Below are 23417 nucleotides of genomic sequence, written 5' to 3'. Positions count from 1 at the left end.
AGGTCAGCTCACCTCGGCGTCGGTGAGGACTGCGGTGACCGCGCCGCTGCAGTCGGGGTCGCGGTCGTCGAGGGCCAGCTGGATCTTGAGCGCGTTGACGCCGGTGACCGGGATGCTGAAGTCCTGCACCTGGTTGAACGGCACGTTCCGGACCTCGACCTGCTCGTTGTTGGCGAGGACCTGCACGGTGAGCTCCTGGTCGGAGCTGCGCGAGTCGTCGGCCTGCGCGACGGAGAACTCGAGGGTGTCGAAGTTGTTGCCGAGGCGCAGTTCCAGCCCGTCCTCGGCATTGGCGCCATAGCAGGTGGACACCTCGTTCGCGATGCCCTGGACGTCCTGCTGGCCCGCGACGTCGTAGCGCTGCTCCTCCCAGGAGGAGGCCGGGGAGAAGAAGTCGCGCAGGGTGAGGCGGCGGCCGGCGTCGTCGGTACCCAGAGGACCTCCCGTCGTGCTGGTGGCGCCGGTGGTCGACGCGGTGGACGGCGTCGTGGTGGACGCGGTCGTGGTCGCCGCCGTGGTGCTCGCCGCAGGCTCCTCGGTGGTGGTCGGCGCTGGACTGCTCGTGTCCGCCGCGAAGGAGGACGTCCCTCCGCCGCAGGCGCCCGTCGCCGCCACGCCTGTCGCCGCCAGCGCCGCGCCCAGCGTGCGGATGAACCCGATCCGTCCAGTCACGTGTGCCCCCGTCAGCCCGGTTGATCCGGCGAGAGAGTAGGGCACCGCGGGCCCTCGGTCGTGCGGCGTGTGCCCGAGTGCTGCCGTTCCGTTATGACCGCGCTCGAGCCGTGCGGTCGCCACCCGGCGCAGGGTCACGCGTGGGGCGCCTGTGACTCCAGATCTGAAACGCGCATCCGTACCGCACGGCATCTCCACTCGAACACGGTTCTCGGACTACTTTTCCGGCCAACCGCAGCAGACCCCCGCGGACGGGGGCGTCGAGGGGAGCAGGCCATGACCCGCACGCAGAAGCCCGCCGTCTTCCAGGTGGGCCAGATCTGGGACGACGGACGGACGGTCGTCGTCTCCGGGTGGGGCATCGGGCTGTGCGCCTCCTCCTGCCCCTGTCACCGCTCGCCGATGAACGGGCACCTCGCCATCGACGAGGACCAGTCCGGCGGCACCCTCGGCCTGCGCTGCTTCCACGAGGACGGTTGCGACTGCTGCGAGCCGTGGACCGCCGACGAGCTGTCCTCGGTGGTGCGTGACCTGGAGAGCATGGCCGGCCTCGACGCCCAGGAGCCGCTCGCCGGCTGAGGGTCCTCGGCGCAGGGCGACACATCCCGCGGGGCGGGCACCGTTCGGTGCCCGCCCCGCGGGGTACCCGGCCGCTCATGCTGGGACGAGCGGCGATGCGCGGTGCACTGGCGGGACTCGCCGGCACCGCGGCGATGACACTGGCGGAGAAGGTCGAGCAGCAGGTGACCGGCCGCCCGGACTCCTACGTGCCGGCCCGCACGCTCACCGCGCTGGTCACGCGACGCCGTCCACCGGGATCCGAGCGGCCGTTCCTCCGCAACCACCTCATGCACTGGGGTACCGGTGCGACGGTCGGCGCGCTGCGCGGCATCTGGAGCGCCAGCGGCCTGCGCGGCTGGCGGGCCTCGGCCTGGCACACCTCCGTCCGGCTGGCCACCGACCAGACCCTGGAGAACGCGACCGGCGTCGGTGCCCCTCCGTGGACCTGGTCGCGCCAGGACCAGGTCGTCGACGTCGCGGGCAAGGCCGTCTACTCGTTCGTCACCGGCGCGGTCGCCGACGCGCTGGTGCCACTGGCACCCGACCGCCGCGGCCGCTACTGACGCGACCCGCTGCTGACGCATCCCGGTACCGACAGGACCACCCCCGCGACGGGGTGCCTGGGGCGCTCGGGACGAGCGTGACGCGTGGGATCCCACGCGTCACGGACGTCCGCGCGCCGCCCATCCTCCTCGGTGATCACCTCCCTACGGTCCGTACGGACATCCAGGGACGTCGCCGTCGGGCGGCAGGGGGAGGGCGATCGTGCTGCGCAACCGGACGTCGGGACGCCGCTGGTCGGGTGCCGTCGTGGCGGCGGCCGGTCTCACCGCCGTCCTGCTGGCCCCCGTCCCCGCCTCCGCGGCGCCCTCGGACCCGCCGGCGACCGCCGAGGAGGCCGCGGAGCTCGTCGAGCGGACCGCCCAGCAGCTCACCGCCCTCGACGAGCAGGTGCACCAGGCCGAGCTCGCCGTCGCTGCGCAGCAGCAGGCCGCCGCCGCCGCCGACGCGGCCGCCGACGCCGCCGAGGCCACGCTGGCGCAGTACGCCCCCGCCATCCGCGCCATCGCGCAGAACGGCTACACCGGCAGTACCCAGTCCCGGGTGGCCGCCTTCCTGGGCAGCGAGTCCGCCGACGACCTCGTCGCGCAGATGACCATGCTGGACCTGATCGCCGACCACACCGACGGCGTCCTCGCCGAGGTGTCCGTCGCGCAGACCCAGGCCGAGCAGGCCCGCACCGACGCCGACGCCGCGGCCGCCGAGGCCGCCGCCGCGCTGGGCGCCCTGCACGAGCAGCAGGCGCAGGTGCAGGCGCAGGCCGACGAGTACGAGGCCGAGTTCGCCCGGCTGACGGCGGCCGAGCAGGTCCGGGTCACCACCGCGCTGGCCGGCCCCGTGCTCGAGGCGCCGTCGGCCGCGGTCGCGGCAGCCGCCGCTCCCGGCCCCGCCGCCGCGACCGCCGTCCAGACGGCGCTGGGGCAGATCGGCGACCCCTACGTGTGGGGCGCGTCGGGGCCCGACGGGTTCGACTGCTCGGGCCTGACCCAGTACGCCTACGCCGCCGCCGGCATCTCGCTGCCCCACTCCAGCAAGGCGCAGTCGACGATGGGGACCCCGGTCTCCCGTGCGGACCTCGTGCCGGGCGACATCGTCTACTTCTACTCACCGGTGAGCCACGTGGGCCTCTACATCGGCGACGGCAAGATGGTGCACGCCCGCACCTTCGGCCAGCCGGTCGCGGTGACCAGCGTCGACCAGGCCGGGTACCGCGGCGCCGTCCGCGTCGCCTGACCACGGACCCCGTCCCCCTCCACCACTCGCAGGCCCGCGGCGAGCGGCTGTAGGCGTCCGGCGCGCTGCGCACCTCCGCGCGTCGTACCGTTGCCCCCCGTGACCCGGGCACTGCCGCGAGAGGAACCCGCGCTGCGGCCCGGGGCGATCGGCTTCCTCGACTCCCTCGTCATCGGCCTGGCCGCGACCTCGCCGGCCTACTCGCTGGCCGCGGTCATCGGCCCCGTCGTCGCGCTGGTCGGGGTGCACGCGCCCGGCGTGATGCTGGCGTCGTTCGTCCCGATGGTGCTCATCGCCGGGGCGTTCGCCGCGCTCAACCGCGTCGACCCCGACTGCGGGACGACCTTCTCGTGGGTGACCCGCGCCTTCGGCCCGACGGCGGGCTGGATCGGCGGCTGGGCGATCACGATGACCGGGGTCCTGGTGGTCGGGTCGCTGGCCGAGGTCGGCGTCCGGTTCACCCTGCTCGTGCTGGGTCTCGACGCCCTGGCCGACTCCACGCCCGCGGTCGTCGCGCTCAGCGTGGTGCTCGTCGTCGTCATGTCGGCGATCTGCGTGCTGGGCACCGAGATCTCCGCGCGGCTGCAGAACGCGCTGATCCTCGCCCAGACCGTCGCGCTGCTCGTCTTCGCCGTCGTCGCGCTGGTGCGCGGGATCCGGGGCGACTCGCCGTTCGGCGGGCTGACGCCGTCGTGGGAGTGGCTGGACCCGTTCGGCTCCGGCGGCGCCGCGCTCACCGGCGGCCTGCTCCTGGGCGTCTTCGCCTACTGGGGCTGGGAGTCGGCGATCAACCTGACGGAGGAGACCACCGACTCGCGCACCGCGCCGGGACGCGCCGGCGTGCTCTCCACGGTCGTCCTGCTGCTCACCTACGTCGGCGTCGCGGTCGCCGTCGTCTCCTTCGCCGGGACGGCGTGGCTGGCGGACAACGCCGACGAGGAGGAGGCGGTGTTCGCCCTGCTGTCCACGCAGGCGCTGGGCGGCTGGGACTGGGTGGTGCTGGCCGCCGTCGCCACCTCGGCGATCGCCTCCACGCAGACGACGATCATCCCGGCCTCCCGCACCGGCCTGTCGATGGCGCGGCGGGTGGCGCTGCCGGCGCGCTTCGGGTCGGTGTCCGAGCGGTTCCGCACGCCGGACGTCTCCACCTGGTGGGTCGCCGGCGTGGCGGTCGCCTGGTACGTCGGCGTGCACCTGGTGAGCGAGAACGCGCTGTTCGACTCGATCACGGCGCTGTCGCTGCTCATCGCGCTGTACTACGCGCTGACCGGGCTGGCCTGCGCCTGGTACTTCCGCCGCCGCCTGGTGCGCAGCGTGCGCGACGCGCTGCTGCTGGGCGCCGGCCCGCTCGTCGGGGCCGGGATGCTGGCCTGGCTGCTGGTGCTCTCGGTCCGCGACCTCGCCGATCCGGAGAACAGCTACACCGGCCAGGCCTGGTTCGGCCTCGGGCCGCCGCTGGTGATCGGCGTCGGCATCATGCTGACCGGCATCGTGCTGATGCTGCTGTGGCGGTGGCGCGACGCCCGCTTCTGGTGCGAGCGGCCCGGCGTGGCCCCCGAGGACACCGACCCCCTGGCCCCCTAGTGGAGTCGTCCGCCCTCCGCCAGCTTGGCGACGAGGGCGGCGATCCGCTTGGCCCGCGTGGCCGGGGTGGCCGCGGTGTGCACCCGCCAGAGGACGGCGTAGCGGTTGGTGCCGTCGAGCCCCGCGAACGCCTGCTGTGCGGCGGGCTCGGCGGCCAGCGCGGCGGCGAGGTCGTCGGGGACGGTGATGGTGGCGGGGCCGGCGTAGGCGCGGTCCCAGCGGCCGTCGGCCCGCGCCGCCTCGACCTGGGCGATCCCCGCGGGGCGCATCCGGCCGGCGGCGGTGAGCTCCCCGACAATGCCGACGTTCTTGCGTGACCACACGCTGCGCGGCCGCCGCGGGGTCACGCGGGTGAGCCACCAGTGCTCGTCCACGGAGTTGCTGCGGCCGTCGATCCAGCCGAAGCACAGCAGCGACTCGACCATCTCGTCCCGTGTCACCGACGGCACGCCGGCGCCCTTCTTGGCCAGCTTCACGTAGCAGCCGGGCGCGGTGGCGTGCTCGGCCTCCAGCCACTCCTCGAAGGCGGCCTGGTCGGGGAAGGCGAGCACCGGGAGGTCGGTCGGCAGCGTCACGCCGGGGATCCTCGCGGCGCGGCTCCCGGCGGTCCACCCCCGGTCCGGTCAAGGGTGCGGGCCGCTTCGACCCCAGCCTCCCCCTCGCATTCCGCATCGCCGCGCTCTTCGGCTGCCGGATCGAGGACGTCTTCACCCCGGATGCTGGGCAGGACCCACGGGCTGCGCCACACTCCCGGCATGGCAGTCCCGGAGGGTGACCTGAGCGCCGCGGCGGTCTACGTCGCCGACCTCGAACCGCGTCCGGGCGGGCGGGTCCGGCACTGGATCCGGGTCGCCGGCGCCTTCGCCGCGGAGCTCGTGCAGGGCCTGGTCCCCGCGCCGACGGTGCACGACGTGGTGGTGCGCCGTCGCGACGACGGGGCGGAGGTCCTCCGCGTGCCCAGCGAGGACCCCGGCGCGCCGGGGCGGATGCTGGGCGCGATCCGGGACGAGCTCGGGTCGGTGGACCCGGAGGAGTTCCTCGCCCGGTGGAGCGTCCGGACGCCCTGAGGGAGTCGCGCGGCGTCCCGCGCGCCGTGCGGGGGTGACCTGTGCTGGGGTGGAGCCGTGGCGGACAACTACATCGCGGAACTGCCCTTCGGTGCCCCGTCCATCGACGACGACGCCTTCGTCGCGCCGACGGCCGTGGTGGTCGGCGCGGTGACCATGGGACCCCGGTCCAGCATCTGGTACGGCGCGGTCGCCCGGGCCGACGGCGAGGTCATCGAGATCGGCCCCGAGTCGAACATCCAGGACGGCTGCACCCTGCACTCCGACCCCGGCTTCCCGCTGGTCGTCGGCCGCGGGGTGAGCGTGGGACACCGCGTCGTGCTGCACGGCGCCCGCGTCGACGACGACGTCCTCGTCGGCATGGGCAGCGTGGTGATGAACGGCGCGCACATCGGGTCGGGCTCCATCGTGGCCGCGGGGGCCGTCGTCACCCAGGGGACGGTCGTGCCGCCGGGCTCGCTGGTGGCCGGCGTCCCGGCGAGGGTGCTCCGGCAGGCCACCGAGGACGACCTCACCCACATCCGGCTCAACGCGCTGAGCTACACCGAGCGACTCGACGCGGCGCGCAGGGTGCGGCCGGTGGTGCGCCGCCCGCTGCCCTCGGCCGGCCACGTCCCCGGCGACTCGGCGGACTGAGCGCGCCGACGCGCGCGGAGGGCTCCTCGTCCCCAGCCGCTGCCCCGAGGTCCCGGAGCAGGGTGGCTCGGGTCCCGGGGACGCCGGCCCGTGCCCAGCTCTCCGCTGGTCCGTCCCCAGGTCTGCCATCCCCCCGTGGTCCGCAGGCCCCCGGAGGACTGCTGGGCATCCACATCGACATGCCCGCCGTCGTCCCCGCCGACGCGGGCTCCGGGTCACTGCGCAGGCCGGAGATCCCCGCACCGCGCGCCTGAGGTCCCGCCCTCGACGCCGAGACCTGCGAACTCGTGGCCATCGCGCGCTGAGGGCCACGAGATCGCAGGTCCGGCGCGGTTCAGACGGCGGCGGCGAGGCGGGCGACGGCGGTCCGGGCCTCCTCCAGGGACAGCGCCAGCGTCGCGTCGCCCACCGGCAGCTCCACGCGCACCACGGTGGGGTCGCCGGTGACCCCCGGCTGCGCCCACGTCCACAGGCCCTCCTCGGCCAGCGCGCGGGCGGCGGCGCGGAAGGCCTCCGGCGTCGTCGACAGCAGCAGGTGCAGCATCGGCGTCTCCGGCGGGTCGGGGACGACGCGCACGCCGGGCAGGTCGCGCACGGCGTCGGCCACCTCCCGCGCGCGCTCGAGGTAGGCGGGGAACAGCGGCAGCCGGCGGCGCAGGCAGGTCAGCGCCGAGGCCGCGCCGGGCCACAGGCCGAACAGCGTGCCGCCCATCCGCCCGCGCCACTCGCGGACCTCGGCGACGACGTCGGCCGGCCCGGCCACGGCGCACCCGGCCAGCGCGCCGATGCCCTTGTAGAAGCTGACGTAGACGGTGTCGAAGGGCGCCGCCACGTCGGACGGCGGGAGCTCGAAGCCGGCGGCGGCCTCCCAGAGGCGGGCGCCGTCGAGGTGGGCGACGGTGCCGTGGTCGTGCGCCCACGCCGCCTGCTCGACGACGTCGTCCCAGGACGGCAGCGGCCCCCCGAGGTCGCGCTGCGGCAGCTCCACCACCAGCGCCGCCGGCGTCTCGGCCACGTCGTCGAGGTCGGCGCGCAGCAGCATCCGGTGCCGGTCGCCGACCGGGCGCTCGACCAGGCCCTGCAGCCGCGCCAGCGCGCCGCCCTCGTGCCGGAACAGGTGGCACTCGGGGTGCCCGACCACGGTCTGCCGGCGGCTGCGCCCGGCGTGCACGCGCAGCACCGCCTGCTGGGCCATGGTGCCGCTGGGCAGGTAGACGGCGGCCGGCTTGCCCAGCACCTGCGCGACCTCCGCCTCCAGCTCGGCGACGACGCCGCCCGCGCCGTAGCGGTCCAGCCGGGTGTCCGGCGGGATGGTGGCCAGCAGGTCGGCGGCGCGCTGGGGGCCGTGGCCGGTCAGCGCGCGGTCGCAGGCCAGCCGCAGGGCGTCGAGGTCGGGGTCGCTCACAGGGCCAGTCTGTCGGGGTCCCGTGATCTCGCACGCCCGGCCCTGGGGACCGGGCGGGACCGCGCGATGGGGTCAGGAGTCGAGCAGCTCGCGCAGGAGCGTGCCCACGGCGCCGGCCTCGACGAGGAAGCCGTCGTGCCCGTACGGCGAGGACAGCACGTGCAGCGGCACACCGAGCGCGTCGGCCACCCGTTGCTGCAGCGCCAGCGGGTACAGCCGGTCGGAGTCGACGCCGGCCACCACCGCCCGCGCCGTCACCCGCGCCAGCGCGGCCTCCACCCCGCCCCGCCCGCGCCCGACGTCCCAGCTGTTCATCGCCTCGGTGAGCAGCACGTAGCTGCCGGCGTCGAAGCGGCGGGCCAGCTTGTCGGCGTGGTGGTCGAGGTAGGAGGCGACGGCGAACCGGCCGTCGTCCTGCACGACCTGGCCGAAGCGCTCCTCCAGCTCGAAGGCGCTGCGGTAGGTGAGGTGCGCGATCCGCCGGGCGACGCCGAGCCCGGCCACCGGCCCGGGCCCCGGCAGGTGGTCGCCGCCGGCCCACGCGGGGTCGGCGCGGATGGCGGCCTGCTGGGTGGTCTGCGTGCCGATCTGGTCGGCCGTGGCCGCCGCGCCCGAGGCGAGGAAGAACAGCCCGGCCACCCGGTCGGGCAGCGCCACCGCCCACTCCAGCGCCCGCATGCCGCCCATCGACCCGCCGACGACGGCGGCCCAGCGGCGCACGCCCAGCGTGTCGGCCAGCGCCGCCTCGACCAGCACCTGGTCGGCCACGGTCACCTCGGGGAACCGCGAGCCCCACGGCCGGCCGTCGGGTGCCGTCGACGACGGGCCGGTCGTCCCCTGGCAGCCGCCGAGGACGTTGGCGCAGACGACGAAGAAGCGGTCGGTGTCCAGGGCCGCGCCCGGGCCGACCAGCGACGCCCACCAGCCCGGCGTCGGGTGGCCGGGGCCGGCGGGGCCGGTGACGTGGCTGTCGCCGGTCAGCGCGTGCTCGACCAGCACCGCGTTGCCGCCGTCCGGGGTGAGGGTGCCCCAGGTCTCGTAGGCCACCCGGACGCCGGGCAGCACCCCGCCGCGCTCGAGCCGGACCGGTCCGTCCAGGTCCAGGAAGAGCCGGTCCCCGGCGGGGTCGCCGTCGCGCCACCCGCCGGTGCGCGGCGGGGTGCGGGACGCCGGGGCGTCCCACACCCCGCTCACGTCAGGCGCCCTTGGCGGCGCGGAACCCCGCCTCGAGGTCGGCGAGGATGTCCTCGATCCCCTCCAGGCCGGCGGCCAGGCGCACCAGGCCGGGGGTGACCCCGGTGGTCCGCTGCTCCTCGGGGGTCAGCTGCGAGTGCGTCGTCGAGGCGGGGTGGATCACCAGGCTGCGCACGTCGCCGATGTTGGCCACGTGGCTGTGCAGCTCCAGCGCCTCGACGAAGCGCTGGCCGGCCTCCTTGCCACCGCGGATCTCGAAGGCGAGGACGGCGCCGGCGCCGCGCGGGGCGTAGCGCTGCTGGGCGGCGTGCCACGGCGAGGACGGCAGGCCGGCGTAGTGCACCGACTCGACCTCGTCGTGCGCCTCGAGGAACTCCGCTACCCGCTGGGCGTTGGCCACGTGCCGCTCCATGCGCAGCGACAGCGTCTCGATGCCCTGCACGACCAACCAGGCGTTGAACGGGCTGATCGCCGGCCCGAGGTCGCGCAGCAGCTGCACGCGGGCCTTGAGGGCGAACGCCGGCGCACCGAGGTCGGCGTAGACGACGCCGTGGTACGTCGGGTCCGGCGTGGTGAAGCCGGGGAACTTCCCGCGGGTCCAGTCGAAGTTGCCGCCGTCGACGATGACCCCGGCGATCGCGGTGCCGTGGCCGCCGAGGTACTTCGTGGCCGAGTGCACGACGACGTCGGCGCCGTGCTCGAGCGGGCGCACGAGGTACGGCGTGGCGACGGTGTTGTCGACGATCAGCGGCACGCCGTTGCGGTGCGCAGCTTCCGACACCGCGGAGATGTCCAGGACGTCGCCCTTGGGGTTGCCGATCGACTCGGCGTAGAAGGCCTTGGTGTTCTCGCGGACCAGTGACTGCCAGTTCTCCGGGTCGTCGGGGTCCTCGACGAAGGAGACCTCGACGCCGAGCTTGGGCAGCGAGTGGTGCAGCAGGTTGTAGGTGCCGCCGTACAGCGAGGCCGAGGCGACGACGTGGCTGCCGGCCTCGGCGACGTTGAGGATCGCCAGGGTCTCGGCGGCCTGGCCGCTGGCCACGGCGAGCGCCGCGACGCCGCCCTCGAGCGAGGCCACGCGCTGCTCGAGCGCGTCCTGCGTCGGGTTCATGATCCGCGTGTAGATGTTGCCCATCTCCGCCAGCGCGAACAGGTCGGCGGCGTGCTGGGTGTCGCGGAACTGGTAGCTGGTGGTGGCGTAGATCGGCAGGGCGCGGGCCCCGGTGGTCGGGTCGGGGCTGGCCCCGGCGTGGATCTGCCGGGTCTCGAAGCTCCAGCTCTGCGGGTCGGTCACGGCGCCGTCTCCTCTCGCTCGCGGAGACCCCGCGGCGCACGGAGGGCTCCGTCTTGCCGTGCGGCGGACGCCACCCGGCCGGCTCTTCCCCTGGGAGCACCTCGGACGGAGAGAGGTTGCCGGGCAGCCAGCCAGGTACTTGACGCTGCCTCTCGTGAGCCTGCCGCGACCCTAGCGGGAGCCCCGGCCCGGGATCAGGCGGGGGTGAGCCGGGCGAGCACCTGGTCGAGCGCCACCTGGGCGCCCGCGGCGACCAGCAGCTCGACGACGCCGTCGACCGGGGCGCGCAGCGTGTGCTCCATCTTCATCGCCTCGACGACGACGACCGGGTCGCCGGCGCGCACGGCCCGCCCCTCGGCCGCCGGGACCGCGATCACGGTGCCGGGCATCGGGCTGGTCAGCTCGGGGGCGTGCGCGCCGGCGATGTCGGGCCGCAGCAGCACCCGCCGGGCCCGCCGCAGCGGCCAGTCCGCGCCCTCGGCGTGCACGAACAGCGTCTCGCCGTCGTCGGCCACCAGGCAGCGGGAGCGGACGCCGGCGCGCACGAGCACGACGCCGTCGTCCTCGGCCGCGCAGGCGAGCAGGCCGGCATCCTCGCCGTCGACCGTGGCGGACGCGGCCGCGGGGGTGCCGGTGAGGGTGACCGTGCGCGGCTGCCCGCCCACCTCCAGCCGGACGACGAACGGCGCGGGCCCGGACCCGGCGCGGAAGCCGGTGGGCGCGCTCCACGGGTCGGCCGGGTCGGCGGCGGCCCACGTCGCCAGCCACACGGACGCGGCGGCGGCGAGCAGCGCGGTGTCGGGCACCGGCGCCGGCTCCCAGCCCGTGGCGAACCGGTCGAGCAGTGCGGTGTCGAGGTGCCCGGCCCGCACGTCGGGCTCGGCGAGGAGCGCCCGGACGAAGCCGACGTTCGTGGTCACGCCGAGCACCGCGGTGCCGGCCAGCGCGCGGTCCAGCGCGGCCAGGGCGGTGGCGCGGTCGGGACCGGAGGCGACCACCTTGGCCAGCATCGGGTCGTAGTCCGAGCCGACGACGGTGCCGGCGGCGATCCCGCTGTCCACGCGGGCGCCGGCGGGCTCGGCCAGCGCCAGCACCCGCCCGCCGGTGGGCAGGAAACCGCGGCCGGGGTCCTCGGCGTAGACCCGTGCCTCGACGGCCCAGCCGGTCAGCGCGACGTCGTCCTGGGCGAAGGCGAGCGGCTCCCCGGCCGCCACCCGCAGCTGCTGCTCGACCAGGTCCAGGCCGGTGACGACCTCGGTGACCGGGTGCTCGACCTGCAGCCGGGTGTTCATCTCCATGAAGAAGAACTCGTCGGGCCGGTCGGCGGAGACGATGAACTCGACGGTGCCGGCGCCGGTGTAGCCGACGCTGCGAGCGGTGGCGCAGGCCGCCGCGCCGATGCGGGCGCGGGTGGCGGCGTCGAGCAGCGGGGACGGCGCCTCTTCGACCACCTTCTGGTGCCGCCGCTGCAGGCTGCACTCGCGCTCGCCGAGGTGGACGACGGTGCCGTGCGTGTCGGCGAGCACCTGCACCTCGACGTGCCGGGGCCGCTGCACGAACCGCTCGAGGAACAGCGTGTCGTCGCCGAACGAGGCCCGGGCTTCCCGGCGGGCGCCGGCGAGGGCCGCGGGCAGGCCGGCGGCGTCCTCGACCACGCGCATGCCCTTGCCGCCGCCACCGGCCGAGGGCTTGACCAGCACGGGGAAGCCGATGCCCGGTGCCGCGGCCACCAGGTCGTCGTCGGTGAGACCGGGCTCGGCGATGCCCGGGACGACGGGCACGCCGGAGGCATGGACCGTCTTCTTGGCGGTGATCTTGTCGCCCATCACCCGGATCGCCTCGGCCGGCGGGCCGACGAACACGACGCCGGCGTCGGCCAGTGCGGCGGCCAGGGCGGGGTTCTCCGAGAGGAAGCCGTAGCCGGGGTGCACGGCCTGCGCGCCGGTGGCCCGGCACGCCTCGACGACGCGCTCCACCGACAGGTAGCTCTCCGCGGCCGCGGCGGGCCCCAGGCGGTAGGCGACGTCGGCGGCGCGGACGTGCGGCGCGCCGGCGTCGGGGTCGCTGTAGACGGCGACGGAGCGGATGCCGAGGCGGCGCAGCGTGCGGACCACCCGGACGGCGATCTCGCCCCGGTTGGCGACGAGGACGGTGTCGAACACGGCGGTCACATCCGGAAGACGCCGTAGGCGACGTCGTCGAGGGGTGCCTGGGCGCACGCGGACAGCGCCAGGCCGAGGACGGTGCGGGTGTCGGCGGGGTCGAGGACGCCGTCGTCCCAGAGCCGCGCCGTCGAGTAGTAGGGGTTGCCCTGGGCCTCGTACCGGTCGCGGACCGGCGCCTTGAACGCCTCTTCCTCCTCCGCGGGCCAGTCGGTGCCGCGGGCGGCGAGGCCGTCGCGGCGGACGGTGGCCAGCACCGAGGCGGCCTGCTCGCCGCCCATCACCGAGATGCGGGCGTTGGGCCACATCCACAGGAAGCGGGGGGAGTAGGCCCGGCCGCACATCGAGTAGTTGCCCGCGCCGTAGGAGCCGCCGATCACCACGGTGAGCTTGGGTACCCGGGCGCAGGCGACGGCGGTGACCATCTTGGCGCCGTGCTTGGCGATGCCCCCGGCCTCGTAGTCGCGGCCGACCATGAAGCCGGTGATGTTCTGCAGGAACACCAGGGGGATCCGCCGCTGGTCGCACAGCTGGACGAAGTGCGCGCCCTTGAGCGCGGACTCGCCGAACAGCACGCCGTTGTTGGCCACGATGCCCACCGGGTGCCCGTGCAGCCGGGCGAAGGTGGTCACCAGCGTCGGCCCGTACAGCGCCTTGAACTCCTGGTGCTCCCCGCCGTCGACGAGCGTGGTGATGACGTCGCGGACGTCGTAGGGCGTGCGCGGGTCGACCGGCACCAGGTCGTAGAGGTCGGTCTGCGGGCGGACGGCGTCGCGCGGCGGGGCGAGCTCCCAGGCCGGCGGTGCGGGCGGGGCCAGCGTCGCGACGATGCGGCGCACGATCTCCAGCGCGTGTTCGTCGTCGTCGGCGAGGTGGTCGGTGACGCCGGAGACGCGGCTGTGCAGGTCGCCGCCGCCGAGGTCCTCGGCGGTGACCACCTCGCCGGTCGCCGCCTTCACCAGCGGCGGCCCGCCCAGGAAGATCGTGCCCTGCTCGCGGACGATGACCGACTCGTCGGCCATCGCCGGCACGTAGGCGCCGCCGGCGGTGCAGGAGCCGAGGACGGCGGCGACCTGCGGGATGCCGCGGGCGCTCATCGTGGCCTGGTTGAAGAAGATCCGGCCGAAGTGCTCGCGGTCGGGGAAGACCTCGTCCTGCATCGGCAGGAACGCCCCGCCGGAGTCGACGAGGTAGACGCACGGCAGCCGGTTCTGCAGCGCCACCTCCTGGGCGCGCAGGTGCTTCTTCACGGTGATCGGGTAGTAGGTGCCGCCCTTGACCGTGGCGTCGTTGACGACGAGGACGCACGGCCGGCCGGCGACGCGGCCGATCCCGGTGATGATCCCGGCGCCGGGGGAGTCGCCGTCGTACATGCCCTCGGCGGCCAGCGGCGAGAGCTCGAGGAAGGGGCTGCCGGGGTCGAGCAGGTGGGCCACGCGGTCGCGGGGGAGCAGCTTGCCCCGCTCGACGTGCCGGGCCCGCGATGCCTCCGACCCGCCGAGCGCCCGCTGCCGGAGCCGCTCGGCCAGCTCGGCGACCAGGTCCTCGTGGTGGGCGCGCGGCGACTGCGGCGCGGCGACCGCCATGTGTGCCTCCGGGTGAGCTGTGGGGATGCCCAGACGTTAACGGGCGTTCACATCGGCTGTCCACGCGCCGGTCAGCCCGTGGGGGTGCTCCCCGTGGTCGGGGCGGGGGCCTCGCTGGTCGCCGGCGCCTCGCCGGTCGTCGGTGCGGGCTCGCCGGGCTCGGTCTCGCTGGGCTCGGTCGTCCGCGAGCCGGTCGGGAGGGACGGCGGCGTGGTCGTCGGGTCCGTCGGCAGGTCCGTCGTCGTCGGCGCCGTGGTCTCCTCCGGCGTCGTCGGGACCGGCTCGGTGGTGCCCGGGGCCTCGGTGGTCGTCGCCGGCGCGGGTGCCGGGGTGCTCACCTGGGTCGTGCCGCCGGCGGGGTCGGTGGCCGGGTCCGCCGGCCGCACGTAGAGGTAGAGCACCCCGAGGCCGACGAAGAGCAGCACCAGCACCAGGGTGGAGGTGCGTGCGCGGCCGATGTGCCCGGGCGTGCGGCGGAAGAGGCCGGACAGGCCGAAGCGACCGCGGGCCGCCGGGTCGCCGCCGGTGCCCTCGGGATCGGTCCGCGGGGCGCCGGGGACGGTCACTGCTGCGCCCCCTGCCGGGCCGGCGCGGGAGCCGGCGCCGGCGCCGGCTCCGGACCGGGGGTGAGGTTGAGGCCGGCGCGGGCGAACGCCAGCACGATGCGGGCCCGCAGGTCGCGGCCCACCTCGAACTGCCGGCCCGGCAGCGTGCGGGCGACCACGCGCACGTTCACCTGCTCGAGGTCGATGCTCTCGACGCCCATCACGCTGGGCTCGTCGAGCAGCAGGCGGCGCAGGTCCTCGTCGGCGAAGGCCTGCCGGTTCACCTCGCGGAGGACCTCGTTGACCCGGTTGACGTCGGCCGTCGTCGGCACGGGGACGTCGACGACGGCGCGCGCCCAGTCGCGGGAGAGGTTGACGACCTTGACGATCTGCCCGTTCGGGACGGTGACGACCTCGCCGTCGGCCGAGCGCAGCCGGGTCACCCGCAGCGTGACGTCCTCCACGGTGCCGTCGGCCGGGTCGCCGCCGCCGACGACGGCGATCGACACGACGTCGCCGAAGCCGTACTGCCGCTCGGCGATGAGGAAGAAGCCGGCCAGGACGTCACCGACGATGCGCTGGGCACCGAAGCCCAGCCCGACGCCGAGGACGGTGGCCGGCGCGACCAGGCCGGTGACCGGGACGCCGAGGCGGTCGAGCACGTAGAACACCGTCACCGCGTAGACCAGGACGATCAGCGCCCAGGTGATCACCTGGGTCAGCGAGTGGCGGTGCTTGGCGGCCTCCGACCGCACCAGCACGTCGCCGCCGGTGGAGCGGGCGTCGATGCGGTCGGTGATCCGTTTGCCGACCCAGGTGATGAAGCGGGCGACCAGGATCGAGCCGAGGACGATCAGCACGATCTCCAGGCCGCGGCCGGCGAGCCAGTCGAGCAGGGCGGTCAGTGGCGCCATGGCGGCTGCGGTCCTCCTGATCTCCTCGTCCCGCCGTCCACCCTGGTCCGGAGCGGCAGGAATGGCCATTTCTGCCGCTCCGGCTACCGCGGCTCGACGAACAGCGAGGCGACCGAGCGGCCGATCCGGCCGGTGCCGTCGTAGAGGTCGGCGGCGCACTGCCCCACGCCGGTGGGCCCGAGCGTCGTCGTCGCGTCCATGCCCAGCCACTCGCCCGCCGGCTGCCGGAACAGCGCGACGACGAGGTCGACGTTGGCGAAGGTCGCCCGGTCCCACGCGAGCTCGGCGGAGATGCCGCTGGCCGCGTCGGTCATGACCAGCAGGTGCTGCAGCGGCGTCATCGGCTCGCCGTCGACCAGCGCGCACGACGGCCGGGTCCAGGCCGCGGCCGGCCCGAGGGCGGTGAGGGTGCCCGACGCCTCCCGCCAGTCCAGCGCCCGGTGGTAGGCGACCTCCTGGCTGAAGACGTCGAACACCGCGGGGCGGCCGTCGTCCGGGCCGACGGCGGCCGGCTGCGGCGGCGTCGCGGTGTCGGCGGCGTCCCGGGTGCGCATGCGCCAGGCGGTCACCCGCATCGCCGTGCGCCCGCCCGCGGTGAGGACGGCCTCGACGAGCTCGATCCGCCGGCCGGGTCGCAGCACCCGTGCCTCCACCGCCACCGGGCCGACCGGCACCGGCCCCAGGACGTCGTAGGCCAGCCGCACCGTCTGCCCGTCGGGGATCCCGCCGGCCCGCTCGACCTCGCGGGCCAGCAGCGCGGCCGGCGGCCCGGCGTGCTGGAGGGCCGGGTCCCACGGCCCGATGGTCAGCGCGGTCGCGACGTAGCCGTCGCCGTCCGGGAGGTAGCAGGCGGAGGGCAGGTCCACGCCCGGCAGTCTCGCCCGGCCCGGGTCGGGCTCCTCCCGCGGGTCAGCTGCGGCGGGCCAGCCACAGCGCCGAGCCGAGCCACACCGCGCCGACGGCCGCGGTCAGCCACCACAGCGGCTGGCCCTCCGCCGAGAGGGCGACAAGGACGCCGACGACGAGCACGGCGCCGCCCATCGGGGTGGAGCGCAGCAGCGTGCCGGCCGTGTCCGGTCCCGGGACGGCGAGGAAGACGACCGCCGCCGCGACAAGCAGGAACGCGCACAGCCCCCCGAGGTACGCGGCGGTGGCGCCGAACTCGGCGGGCAGCACCAGCGCCCCGGCCCCGCCGACGACGGCGCCCGCGGCCAGACCCAGGAGCAGTCGGCGGCGCCGGCGGGACCACGGCGGACGGGGTTCGGTCACGCCGTCGAGGGTGCCCGCCGTCCCTGGGAGCCACCCGTCCGCCGATGAGTTCTCGCGGGGTGGGCCGTCTCTCCCTGCGACGGGCCCGACGGAGGGCCCCCGACGACGGGAGCGCGACCGTGCGCATGCTGTTCCTCAACCTGCCGGTGACCGACGTGGCGGCCAGCCGTGCCTTCTACACCACCCTCGGGTTCTCGGTGAACGAGCAGTTCTCCGACGACACGACGGTCTCGGTGGCCGTCAGCGACGCCATCCACCTGCAGCTGGCCACCCGCGAGAAGCTGGCCGGGTTCCTCCCCGAGGGGACCCTCATCGGCGACCCGCGGCAGGCGACGGCGGCGCTGTACGCCCTGTCCTGCGAGAGCCGCGAGGAGGTCGACCAGCTGGTCGAGAAGGCGATGGGCGCCGGCGGCGGCACGTGGATGCCGTCCCAGGACCACGGCTTCATGTACGCCTCGAGCTTCACCGACCCCGACGGCCACGTCTGGGAGGTCATGTGGATGGACCCCGTGACCGTGCAGTGAGTCGTTCGTAGGTGGCGTAGGCCGCTACGCCCGCTACGCTGCATCGGTGCCGCACACCCGCCGCCCCGCCGTCGGCTACCTGACCACCATCGGGGCGGCGGGGCTGTTCGCCGTCAACGGCACCGTCTCCACGCTGGCGCTGCAGGCCGGCGTCCCGCCCACCTGGCTGACGGCGATGCGCTGCGGCGGGGCGGCGGTCGGCCTGCTGGCCGCGCTGGCCCTCGTCGCACCGCAACGGCTGCGGCTGACCTGGCGCGAGGTGCCCTTCCTCGCCGTCTTCGGGGTGGTCGGCGTCGCGATGACCCAGTTCCTCTACTACGTCGCCATCGGCCGGCTGCCCGTCGGGATCGCGCTGGTCTTCGAGATGACCGCACCGGTGGGCATCGCGCTGTGGGTCCGGCTGGTGCGCAAGGAGCCGGTCCGCCCGCGCATCTGGGCGGCGCTCGCGCTGTCGCTGTCGGGGCTGGTCCTCGTCGCCCAGGTGTGGCAGGGCGGTGGCTCGCTGGACCTGCTCGGCGTCGCGGCGGGCCTGGCGGCCGCGGTCTGCCTGGCCACGTACTACCTGATGGGCGAGCGCGGTACGGCCACCCGCGACCCGGTCGCGCTGACCACCTGGACCTTCGTCGCCGCGGCGCTGTTCTGGGCCGTCGTCGCCCCGTTCACGGCGCGGTTCGAGGCCGGCGTGCTGGGGGAGCGGGTGCCGGTCTCGCTCGGCTCGGCGCAGCTGCCGCTGTGGGCCCTCGTGCTGTGGATCGTGGTGCTCGGGGCGATCGTGCCGTTCTGGCTGTCGATCGCCGCCCTTCGCCACCTGCCGCCCACGACCGCCGGGCTGGTGGCCACCGTGGAGCCGGTGTTCGCCTCGATCGTCGCGTGGTTGTGGCTCGAGCAGGTGCTCAGCGGGTGGCAGGTGGCCGGGGGCCTGGTCGTGCTCGGGGGCATCGCGCTGGCCCAGACCGCCCGCACCGCCGCCGCCCGGCCGGCGCCGGCGCCGGCGCCGGTCCCCGAGACGCCGGCGCCCCTCTAGGTCAGCTCACCTGCTGCGCGTCGGCGAGCCGGCCGGCCAGGCGCTCCATGTAGCGGGCCTGGGCAGCGTGGTCCATGCCGACGTACTCCCACGGGTACACCTGCGCGGCCGGCAGCAGCCGGTACGTGGGCTGGCTGGACATCTCCTCGGGCGTCATCGCGCCGCGCAGCGAGTAGAGGATCACGTCGCTGGTGTACTGCGGGACCTGCTCCCAGCTCGCGGTCTGCCAGAAGTAGTCCTCGCCGCCCGGGTCCACGAACTGCACGCCGAGGTCGGCGTAGAGGCGCAGCGACGGGTCGTCGGGCGCCTTGGCCACGTAGAAGCCCTCGTCGGGGTAGGCGGCCACCGGCAGCACGGTCACGCCGGAGGAGGCGGCCTCGGTGAGCGCCGCGGAGGCCTCCTCGTAGTCCCGCCGCGCCGCGGTGACCTCCGCGCTCTCCAGGTCCGCGCCGAGCGACCCGGCGAGCTCGGCCGTGCGCTCGATGACGTCGGCCGCCGAGCCGCGCCAGGCGATCGCCACGACCGGTGCGATCTGCGCGACCTGCTCCTGCTGCTCGAGGGACTCGAAGCCGTAGAGCGGCTGGGTGTCGTCCAGCGTCCCCCCGGAGTCGACCGGGTAGACGGTGGTCACGATGAGGTCGGGGTCGGCGGCGGCCAGCGCCTCGAGGTCGATCTGCCCGTAGCTCTCGCCGACGATCTCGACGCCGGAGAGGTCGCGGCCCTCGAACTGGACGTCGTCGGCGGCCGAGGTCTGGCCGAAGGTGGCCACCGGCTCGATGCCGTGGTTCCAGAGCGACGACGCGACGTCGTTGAGGCCGGCGACCCGATCGGGCCGGCTGTCGAGCTCGACGGTGGTGCCGAGGTCGTCGGTGAACGACCAGCTCCCGGTCGCGGCCTCCGCCCGGTCGTCGGTGCCGGATCCGGCGCACGCGCCGGTGGCGAGCACGGCCGCCAGCGCGAGGGAGGCGCCGAGCGGGCGCGGGGGTCGGACACCAGGGATCTCCCCCGGGTCGGGCAGGGGTTCCCCCTGCGGGCGTACCGAGGTTAGCCTTGCCTTACCCGCGGTCCGCAAGGGCCGTCCCCGAGCCGAGCGGAGACCGGCAGTGACCACGACCGAGGCCCCGACAGCGGTGGTGGCCGAGCTGCCGCAGTGGCTGTTCTTCGAGACCGTCGTCGCCCGGGTGGTGCCGCTGGGCCCCTCCATGGTGCGGATCACGCTGACCGGACCGCGCCTGGGCGGGTTCGGCGTCGCCGGCGACGACCAGCGGGTCAAGCTCGTCCTCGCCCCCGACCCCACCGCGCTCGCCGAGCTCCGGGCCGCCGGCGCCGAGTGGTACCCGGCCTACTGCGCGCTGACCGGGGAGCGGCGCCCGGTCCTGCGCACCTACACCGTGCGCGCGGCCCGGCCCGAGCAGGCCGAGCTCGACCTCGACATCGTCCTGCACGAGGTCTCCGACGGCCACGACGGCCCCGCCGCCACCTGGGCCGCGCAGGCCCGCCCCGGCGACCCGATGGTCCTCATGGGCCCCGACCGGCCCGGCCGCGGCCGCGCCTGGGGCGTGGAGTGGGCGCCCCCCGCCTCGGCCACCTGCCTGCTGCTCGCCGGCGACGAGACCGCGGTGCCCGCCGTCGGCGCGATCCTCGAGTCGCTGCCGCCCGGGCAGCGCGCCGTCGCCGTCCTGGAGGTGCCGCAGGCCGCCGACCTGCAGGACCTGCGGCTGCCCGAGGGCGTGCAGGTGCGCTGGCTGGCCCGCGCCGACCGCCCACGCGGCGAGCTGCTGGTGCCCGCCGTGCACGCCGCGCTGGTCGACCTCGGCGTCTGCGCCGCGCCGGCACCCGCGCCCGAGGACGTCGACCTGGAGACCGAGCCGCTGTGGGAGGTCCCGGAGGACCCCGCCGCGGGGGCCGGCTGCTACGCCTGGCTGGCCGGTGAGGCCGGGGTGGTCAAGCGGCTGCGCCGACACCTGGTCGCCGACCTCGGCGTCGACCGGCGCTCGGTGGCGTTCATGGGCTACTGGCGCGAGGGCCGCGCGGAGAACTAGAGGCAGAGGAAGCTCTCCGCACGTCCTGCGCGCCAGGACGTGCGGAGAGCTTCCTCTGCCTGGTCCTAGCGCCGCAGTCGGCGGACGGGCACGACCATCGGCGACCCGGCCACCGGGTCGGGCACCACGCGCGCCTCGAGGTCGAAGACGTCGGCCAGCAGCTGCTCGGTGAGCACCTCGTGCGGTGTCCCGGAGGCGACCAGGACGCCGTCGCGCATGGCCACCAGCCGCTGCGCGTACCGGGCGGCGAGGTTGAGGTCGTGCAGCACGACGACGACGGTCCGCCCGCGCTCGGCGTGCAGCCGGGCCACGAGCTCCAGGACGTCGATCTGGTGCGACAGGTCCAGGTACGTCGTCGGCTCGTCGAGCAGGATCAGGTCGGTGCCCTGCGCGAGCGCCATGGAGATCCACGCCCGCTGCCGCTGACCGCCGGAGAGCTCGTCCACCGGCCGGTCGGCGAGGTCGCCCATGTCGGTCCAGCTCAGCGCCTCGGCCACGACGGCCTCGTCCTCGGCCGACCACTGCCGCAGCCAGCTCTGGTGCGGGTGCCGCCCGCGGGCCACGAGGTCGGCGACGGTGAGGCCCGCCGGGGCGACCGGCGTCTGCGGCAGCAGGCCGAGCGCGCGGGCGACGTCGCGGGTCGGCGTCCTCTGGATCGCGCGGCCGTCGAGCAGCACCCGGCCGGCCGCCGGGCGCAGCAGCCGGCCCAGCGCGCGCAGCAGGGTGGACTTGCCGCAGCCGTTCGGCCCGACGATCGCCGTGAACGAGCCGTCGGTGAGCGTGAGGTCCAGCCCCTCGACGACGACGCGGTCGTCGTAGGCCAGCCGCAGCCCCTCGGCCGCCAGGCGCACCCGCCCGTCGGAGGTCGGCGCGGACAGCGGGGGAGCGTCGGGGGTGGAGGTCGTCATGCGGGGGTCCGCCTCCCGCGGACGAGCAGCCAGAGCAGGTAGGGGGCGCCGACCGCGGCGGTGAGGATCCCCACCGGCAGCGCCTCGGGCAGGACGGTGCGGGTGAGCAGGTCGGCCCCGGTGACGAGGGCCGCGCCGCACAGCGCGGAGGCCAGCAGCGGTGGCCGCGAGCCCCCGGTCAGCCGGACGGCGACCTGCGGGACGATCAGCGCGACGAAGGCGATCGGCCCGGCCGCGGCCACGGCCGTCGCCACGAGCAGGACGGCCACCACGACGACGGCGCCCTGGGCCCGCGCCACCCGGACGCCGAGACCGCGCGCGGTGTCGTCGCCGAACTGCAGCACACCGAGCACGCGGCCGGCGGCCAGCGCCAGCGGGACGAGCACGGCCAGCGAGAGCAGCAGCGGCTCCGCCTGGTCCCAGGAGCGGGCGTTGAGCGAGCCGGTGATCCACACGTAGGCCGCCGAGGCGTCGTGGATCTGCGCGCCGGTGAGCAGCCAGTCGGTGAGCGCCTGGCCCGCGGACCACAGCGCGATGCCCACCAGCACCAGCCGGAAGCCGTCGAGGCCGGACCGCCAGGCGAGGGTGAACAGCAGCGCGCCGGCTCCCAGCGCGCCGGCCAGCGCCGCGAGCGGTACGCCGAGGCCGCCGAGCAGCTCCCCGGCCGAGGAACCGCCCGACAGCGTGATCGCCGCGACGGCCCCGACCGAGGCGCCCTGCGTGATGCCGAGGACGTCCGGGGAGGCCAGCGGGTTGCGGGCGAAGGTCTGGAACAGCGCCCCGGCCAGGCCGAGAGCCGCCCCCACGAGCACGCCGACGAGGATCCGCGGCGCCCGCAGGTCCAGCACGATGAAGCGCTGGCCCTGCTCCCCGGCGCCGGCCAGCGTGCGCAGCACGTCGCCGACGCCGATCGGGTAGTCGCCGCGGCCCAGGCTCAGCGCGCCGAGCACCACGACGACGGCGGAGGCGACCACCGGCACGACGACGGCGCGCCAGCGGAACCGCGCCGAAACCGGGCCCAGGCGCAGCGTGACCGCACGCCCCGCCGGGCGGCCGCCGGGCTCGGGCGGCGTCGTCTGCCGGACGGTGCTGACGGTGGCGGTCACAGGGTCGCCGTCCGCCGGCGGCGCACCAGCGCCACGAAGAAGGGGCAGCCGACGAGCGCGAGCACGATCCCGACCTGCAGCTCGCCGGGGCGGGCGACCACCCGGCCGAGGACGTCGGCGGTCAGCAGCAGGACCGCGCCGAGCAGGCCGGCGCAGGGCACCAGCCAGCGGTGCGCCGGGCCGGTGAACGCGCGGACGACGTGCGGGGCGACCAGGCCGACGAAGGCGATCGGCCCGCACGCGGCGGTGGCCGCGCCGGCGAGCAGCGTCGTGGCGCCGAGCCCGGTCAGGCGGGCCAGCCAGATCCGCTGGCCCAGGCCGCGGGCGACGTCCTCGCCGAGGCCGAGCAGGTCGAGCGCCGGCGCGTTGAGCAGGGCGAGCACCAGGCCCGCCGCGATGAACGGCGCGACCTGCCAGGCGACGTCGGCACCACGGCCGGCCAGCGCGCCGACCACCCAGAACCGGAAGGCATCGAGGGAGTCGGAGTCGCTGATGAGCATCGTGCGCACCAGCGCGAACAGCAGCGCGCTCAGCGCCGACCCGGCCAGCGCGAGGGTGACCGGCGTGGCCCCGCCCCGTCCGGCCGACCCGAGCACGTAGACGGCGACCGTGCCGGCCAGCGCCCCGGCGAAGGCGAACCAGACGTAGCCGGCCGGGGTGCCGACGCCGAGCAGCACGATGGCCAGGACGACGGCGAAGGAGGCGCCGGCGGTCACGCCGAGCAGGCCGGGGTCGCCGAGCGGGTTGCGGGTGTGCCCCTGGATGAGCGCGCCGGAGACGCCGAGCGCCGCCCCGACCATGAGCCCGAGCGCAGTGCGCGGGACCCGCAGGTCCCAGACGATGACCGCCTCCTCGGTCCGCAGGGAGCGGTCGGTGAGGGCGGTCCACGCGGTGCCCGGGCCCAGCGGGCGGGAGCCGATCGCGATGCTGGCCGCGCACGCGGCCACGACCAGGAGCAGCAGGACGAGCAGGCCGAGCACCCGGCGCCGGGTGCGGACGGTCCGCCCGGCGTGCGCGGCGGTCCCCGGGGTCGCCGCCGGAGCGCGGGTCACGCTGGGGACGGACACCGGGCAGCTCCGGACGGTCGAGGTCAGGCAAGGCTCACCTTATTACCCGGAGCGGGACCGGTC

24 protein-coding genes and 1 riboswitch are annotated in these 23417 nt (G+C 75.6%); of the genes, 9 read left to right on the top strand and 15 right to left on the bottom strand.

Annotated elements, in window-relative coordinates:
- Positions 1–3: 3 nt before the first annotated feature.
- The gene (locus BM414_RS09945; protein WP_093579264.1) at positions 4–672 is read right to left on the bottom strand and encodes a hypothetical protein; all 669 of its coding nucleotides are present in this window, start codon (positions 670–672) and stop codon (positions 4–6) included.
- Between the two features lie 276 nt (positions 673–948).
- Here BM414_RS09945 and BM414_RS09940 point away from each other — a divergent pair, with 276 nt between their 5' ends.
- The 4 genes from BM414_RS09940 to BM414_RS09925 all read left to right on the top strand — a co-directional run bounded on the left by BM414_RS09940 (position 949) and on the right by BM414_RS09925 (position 4611).
- Complete coding sequence (locus BM414_RS09940) at positions 949–1251, top strand: hypothetical protein (RefSeq protein WP_093579263.1); 303 nt, start codon at positions 949–951, stop codon at positions 1249–1251.
- Positions 1252–1346: 95 nt separating this feature from the next.
- Positions 1347–1796: a hypothetical protein gene (locus tag BM414_RS09935; protein WP_245784613.1), complete on the top strand. Its 450-nt coding sequence runs from the start codon at positions 1347–1349 to the stop codon at positions 1794–1796.
- Positions 1797–1998: 202 nt separating this feature from the next.
- Positions 1999–3027 (top strand): C40 family peptidase, encoded by a 1029-nt coding sequence (locus BM414_RS09930; RefSeq protein WP_093579262.1) that lies wholly within the window; start codon positions 1999–2001, stop codon positions 3025–3027.
- A gap of 99 nt (positions 3028–3126) precedes the next feature.
- The gene (locus BM414_RS09925) at positions 3127–4611 is read left to right on the top strand and encodes an APC family permease (protein WP_093579261.1); all 1485 of its coding nucleotides are present in this window, start codon (positions 3127–3129) and stop codon (positions 4609–4611) included.
- Here the strand turns inward: BM414_RS09925 and BM414_RS09920 are convergent.
- Complete coding sequence (locus tag BM414_RS09920) at positions 4608–5186, bottom strand: YdeI/OmpD-associated family protein (protein ID WP_093579260.1); 579 nt, start codon at positions 5184–5186, stop codon at positions 4608–4610. The two genes, BM414_RS09925 and BM414_RS09920, sit on opposite strands and share 4 nt — an antisense overlap.
- 180 nt (positions 5187–5366) lie before the next feature.
- Between BM414_RS09920 and BM414_RS09915 the strand changes: the two genes are divergently transcribed.
- Together BM414_RS09915 and BM414_RS09910 are read left to right on the top strand one after the other, a co-directional pair.
- Positions 5367–5678, top strand: coding sequence for a hypothetical protein (locus BM414_RS09915; RefSeq protein ID WP_139245774.1), 312 nt, complete (start codon positions 5367–5369; stop codon positions 5676–5678).
- Positions 5679–5735: 57 nt separating this feature from the next.
- Positions 5736–6314 carry a gamma carbonic anhydrase family protein gene (locus BM414_RS09910; protein ID WP_217644643.1) on the top strand — a complete coding sequence of 193 codons (579 nt, stop codon included), beginning with the start codon at positions 5736–5738 and terminating at the stop codon, positions 6312–6314.
- Positions 6315–6648: 334 nt separating this feature from the next.
- On the opposite strand, the gene BM414_RS09905 is transcribed toward BM414_RS09910, so the two are convergent.
- The 9 genes from BM414_RS09905 to BM414_RS09865 all read right to left on the bottom strand — a co-directional run bounded on the left by BM414_RS09905 (position 6649) and on the right by BM414_RS09865 (position 16683).
- Positions 6649–7719, bottom strand: coding sequence for a threonine aldolase family protein (locus BM414_RS09905; protein WP_093579258.1), 1071 nt, complete (start codon positions 7717–7719; stop codon positions 6649–6651).
- 72 nt (positions 7720–7791) lie between these two features.
- Positions 7792–8913, bottom strand: coding sequence for a homoserine O-acetyltransferase MetX (gene metX, locus BM414_RS09900; RefSeq protein WP_245784612.1), 1122 nt, complete (start codon positions 8911–8913; stop codon positions 7792–7794).
- 1 nt (position 8914) lies between these two features.
- Positions 8915–10207, bottom strand: coding sequence for a bifunctional o-acetylhomoserine/o-acetylserine sulfhydrylase (locus tag BM414_RS09895; protein ID WP_093579256.1), 1293 nt, complete (start codon positions 10205–10207; stop codon positions 8915–8917).
- 44 nt (positions 10208–10251) lie between these two features.
- A riboswitch (SAM riboswitch) is annotated at positions 10252–10367 on the bottom strand.
- A gap of 34 nt (positions 10368–10401) precedes the next feature.
- Positions 10402–12369, bottom strand: a complete 1968-nt coding sequence (locus tag BM414_RS09890) for an acetyl/propionyl/methylcrotonyl-CoA carboxylase subunit alpha (RefSeq protein WP_093579368.1) — start codon at positions 12367–12369, stop codon at positions 10402–10404.
- Between the two features lie 5 nt (positions 12370–12374).
- Positions 12375–13955, bottom strand: a complete 1581-nt coding sequence (locus tag BM414_RS09885) for a carboxyl transferase domain-containing protein (RefSeq protein ID WP_093579255.1) — start codon at positions 13953–13955, stop codon at positions 12375–12377.
- 71 nt (positions 13956–14026) lie between these two features.
- Positions 14027–14521, bottom strand: a complete 495-nt coding sequence (locus BM414_RS09880) for an Rv3103c transmembrane domain-containing protein (RefSeq protein ID WP_093579254.1) — start codon at positions 14519–14521, stop codon at positions 14027–14029.
- Positions 14518–15414 (bottom strand): mechanosensitive ion channel family protein, encoded by an 897-nt coding sequence (locus BM414_RS09875; protein WP_093579253.1) that lies wholly within the window; start codon positions 15412–15414, stop codon positions 14518–14520. The genes BM414_RS09880 and BM414_RS09875 overlap by 4 nt, the downstream gene beginning before the upstream one ends.
- Before the next feature lie 83 nt (positions 15415–15497).
- Complete coding sequence (locus tag BM414_RS09870) at positions 15498–16280, bottom strand: thioesterase family protein (protein ID WP_093579252.1); 783 nt, start codon at positions 16278–16280, stop codon at positions 15498–15500.
- A gap of 43 nt (positions 16281–16323) precedes the next feature.
- Entirely contained in the window at positions 16324–16683 is a 360-nt protein-coding gene (locus BM414_RS09865) for a hypothetical protein (protein WP_093579251.1), read from the bottom strand.
- Between the two features lie 125 nt (positions 16684–16808).
- Between BM414_RS09865 and BM414_RS09860 the strand changes: the two genes are divergently transcribed.
- Together BM414_RS09860 and BM414_RS09855 are read left to right on the top strand one after the other, a co-directional pair.
- On the top strand, positions 16809–17207 hold the full coding sequence (locus BM414_RS09860) for a VOC family protein (RefSeq protein WP_245784626.1): 399 nt from the start codon (positions 16809–16811) through the stop codon (positions 17205–17207).
- A 46-nt stretch (positions 17208–17253) separates the two neighbouring features.
- On the top strand, positions 17254–18231 hold the full coding sequence (locus BM414_RS09855; protein WP_093579249.1) for an EamA family transporter: 978 nt from the start codon (positions 17254–17256) through the stop codon (positions 18229–18231).
- Position 18232: 1 nt separating this feature from the next.
- Here the strand turns inward: BM414_RS09855 and BM414_RS30175 are convergent, their stop codons facing one another.
- Positions 18233–19177, bottom strand: coding sequence for an ABC transporter substrate-binding protein (locus tag BM414_RS30175; RefSeq protein WP_245784611.1), 945 nt, complete (start codon positions 19175–19177; stop codon positions 18233–18235).
- Positions 19178–19334: 157 nt separating this feature from the next.
- Between BM414_RS30175 and BM414_RS09845 the strand changes: the two genes are divergently transcribed.
- Positions 19335–20273 (top strand): siderophore-interacting protein, encoded by a 939-nt coding sequence (locus BM414_RS09845; RefSeq protein ID WP_245784610.1) that lies wholly within the window; start codon positions 19335–19337, stop codon positions 20271–20273.
- A 65-nt stretch (positions 20274–20338) separates the two neighbouring features.
- Here the strand turns inward: BM414_RS09845 and BM414_RS09840 are convergent, their stop codons facing one another.
- The 3 genes from BM414_RS09840 to BM414_RS09830 are packed head-to-tail and all read right to left on the bottom strand — an operon-like array spanning position 20339 to position 23354.
- A complete protein-coding gene (locus BM414_RS09840; RefSeq protein ID WP_093579246.1) occupies positions 20339–21181 on the bottom strand; it encodes an ABC transporter ATP-binding protein in 843 nt (280 codons plus the stop codon).
- Positions 21178–22287, bottom strand: coding sequence for a FecCD family ABC transporter permease (locus tag BM414_RS09835; RefSeq protein WP_093579245.1), 1110 nt, complete (start codon positions 22285–22287; stop codon positions 21178–21180). The genes BM414_RS09840 and BM414_RS09835 overlap by 4 nt, the downstream gene beginning before the upstream one ends.
- The gene (locus tag BM414_RS09830) at positions 22284–23354 is read right to left on the bottom strand and encodes a FecCD family ABC transporter permease (RefSeq protein ID WP_245784609.1); all 1071 of its coding nucleotides are present in this window, start codon (positions 23352–23354) and stop codon (positions 22284–22286) included. Before BM414_RS09830 ends, BM414_RS09835 begins: the two co-directional genes overlap by 4 nt.
- Positions 23355–23417: the final 63 nt, after the last annotated feature.

This window comes from Geodermatophilus amargosae (genome assembly GCF_900116515.1).
In the GTDB taxonomy this organism is placed as follows: domain Bacteria; phylum Actinomycetota; class Actinomycetes; order Mycobacteriales; family Geodermatophilaceae; genus Geodermatophilus; species Geodermatophilus amargosae.
The sequence above is the reverse complement of the archived record's forward strand: the minus strand, read 5'-3'. Positions and strand labels throughout refer to the sequence as shown.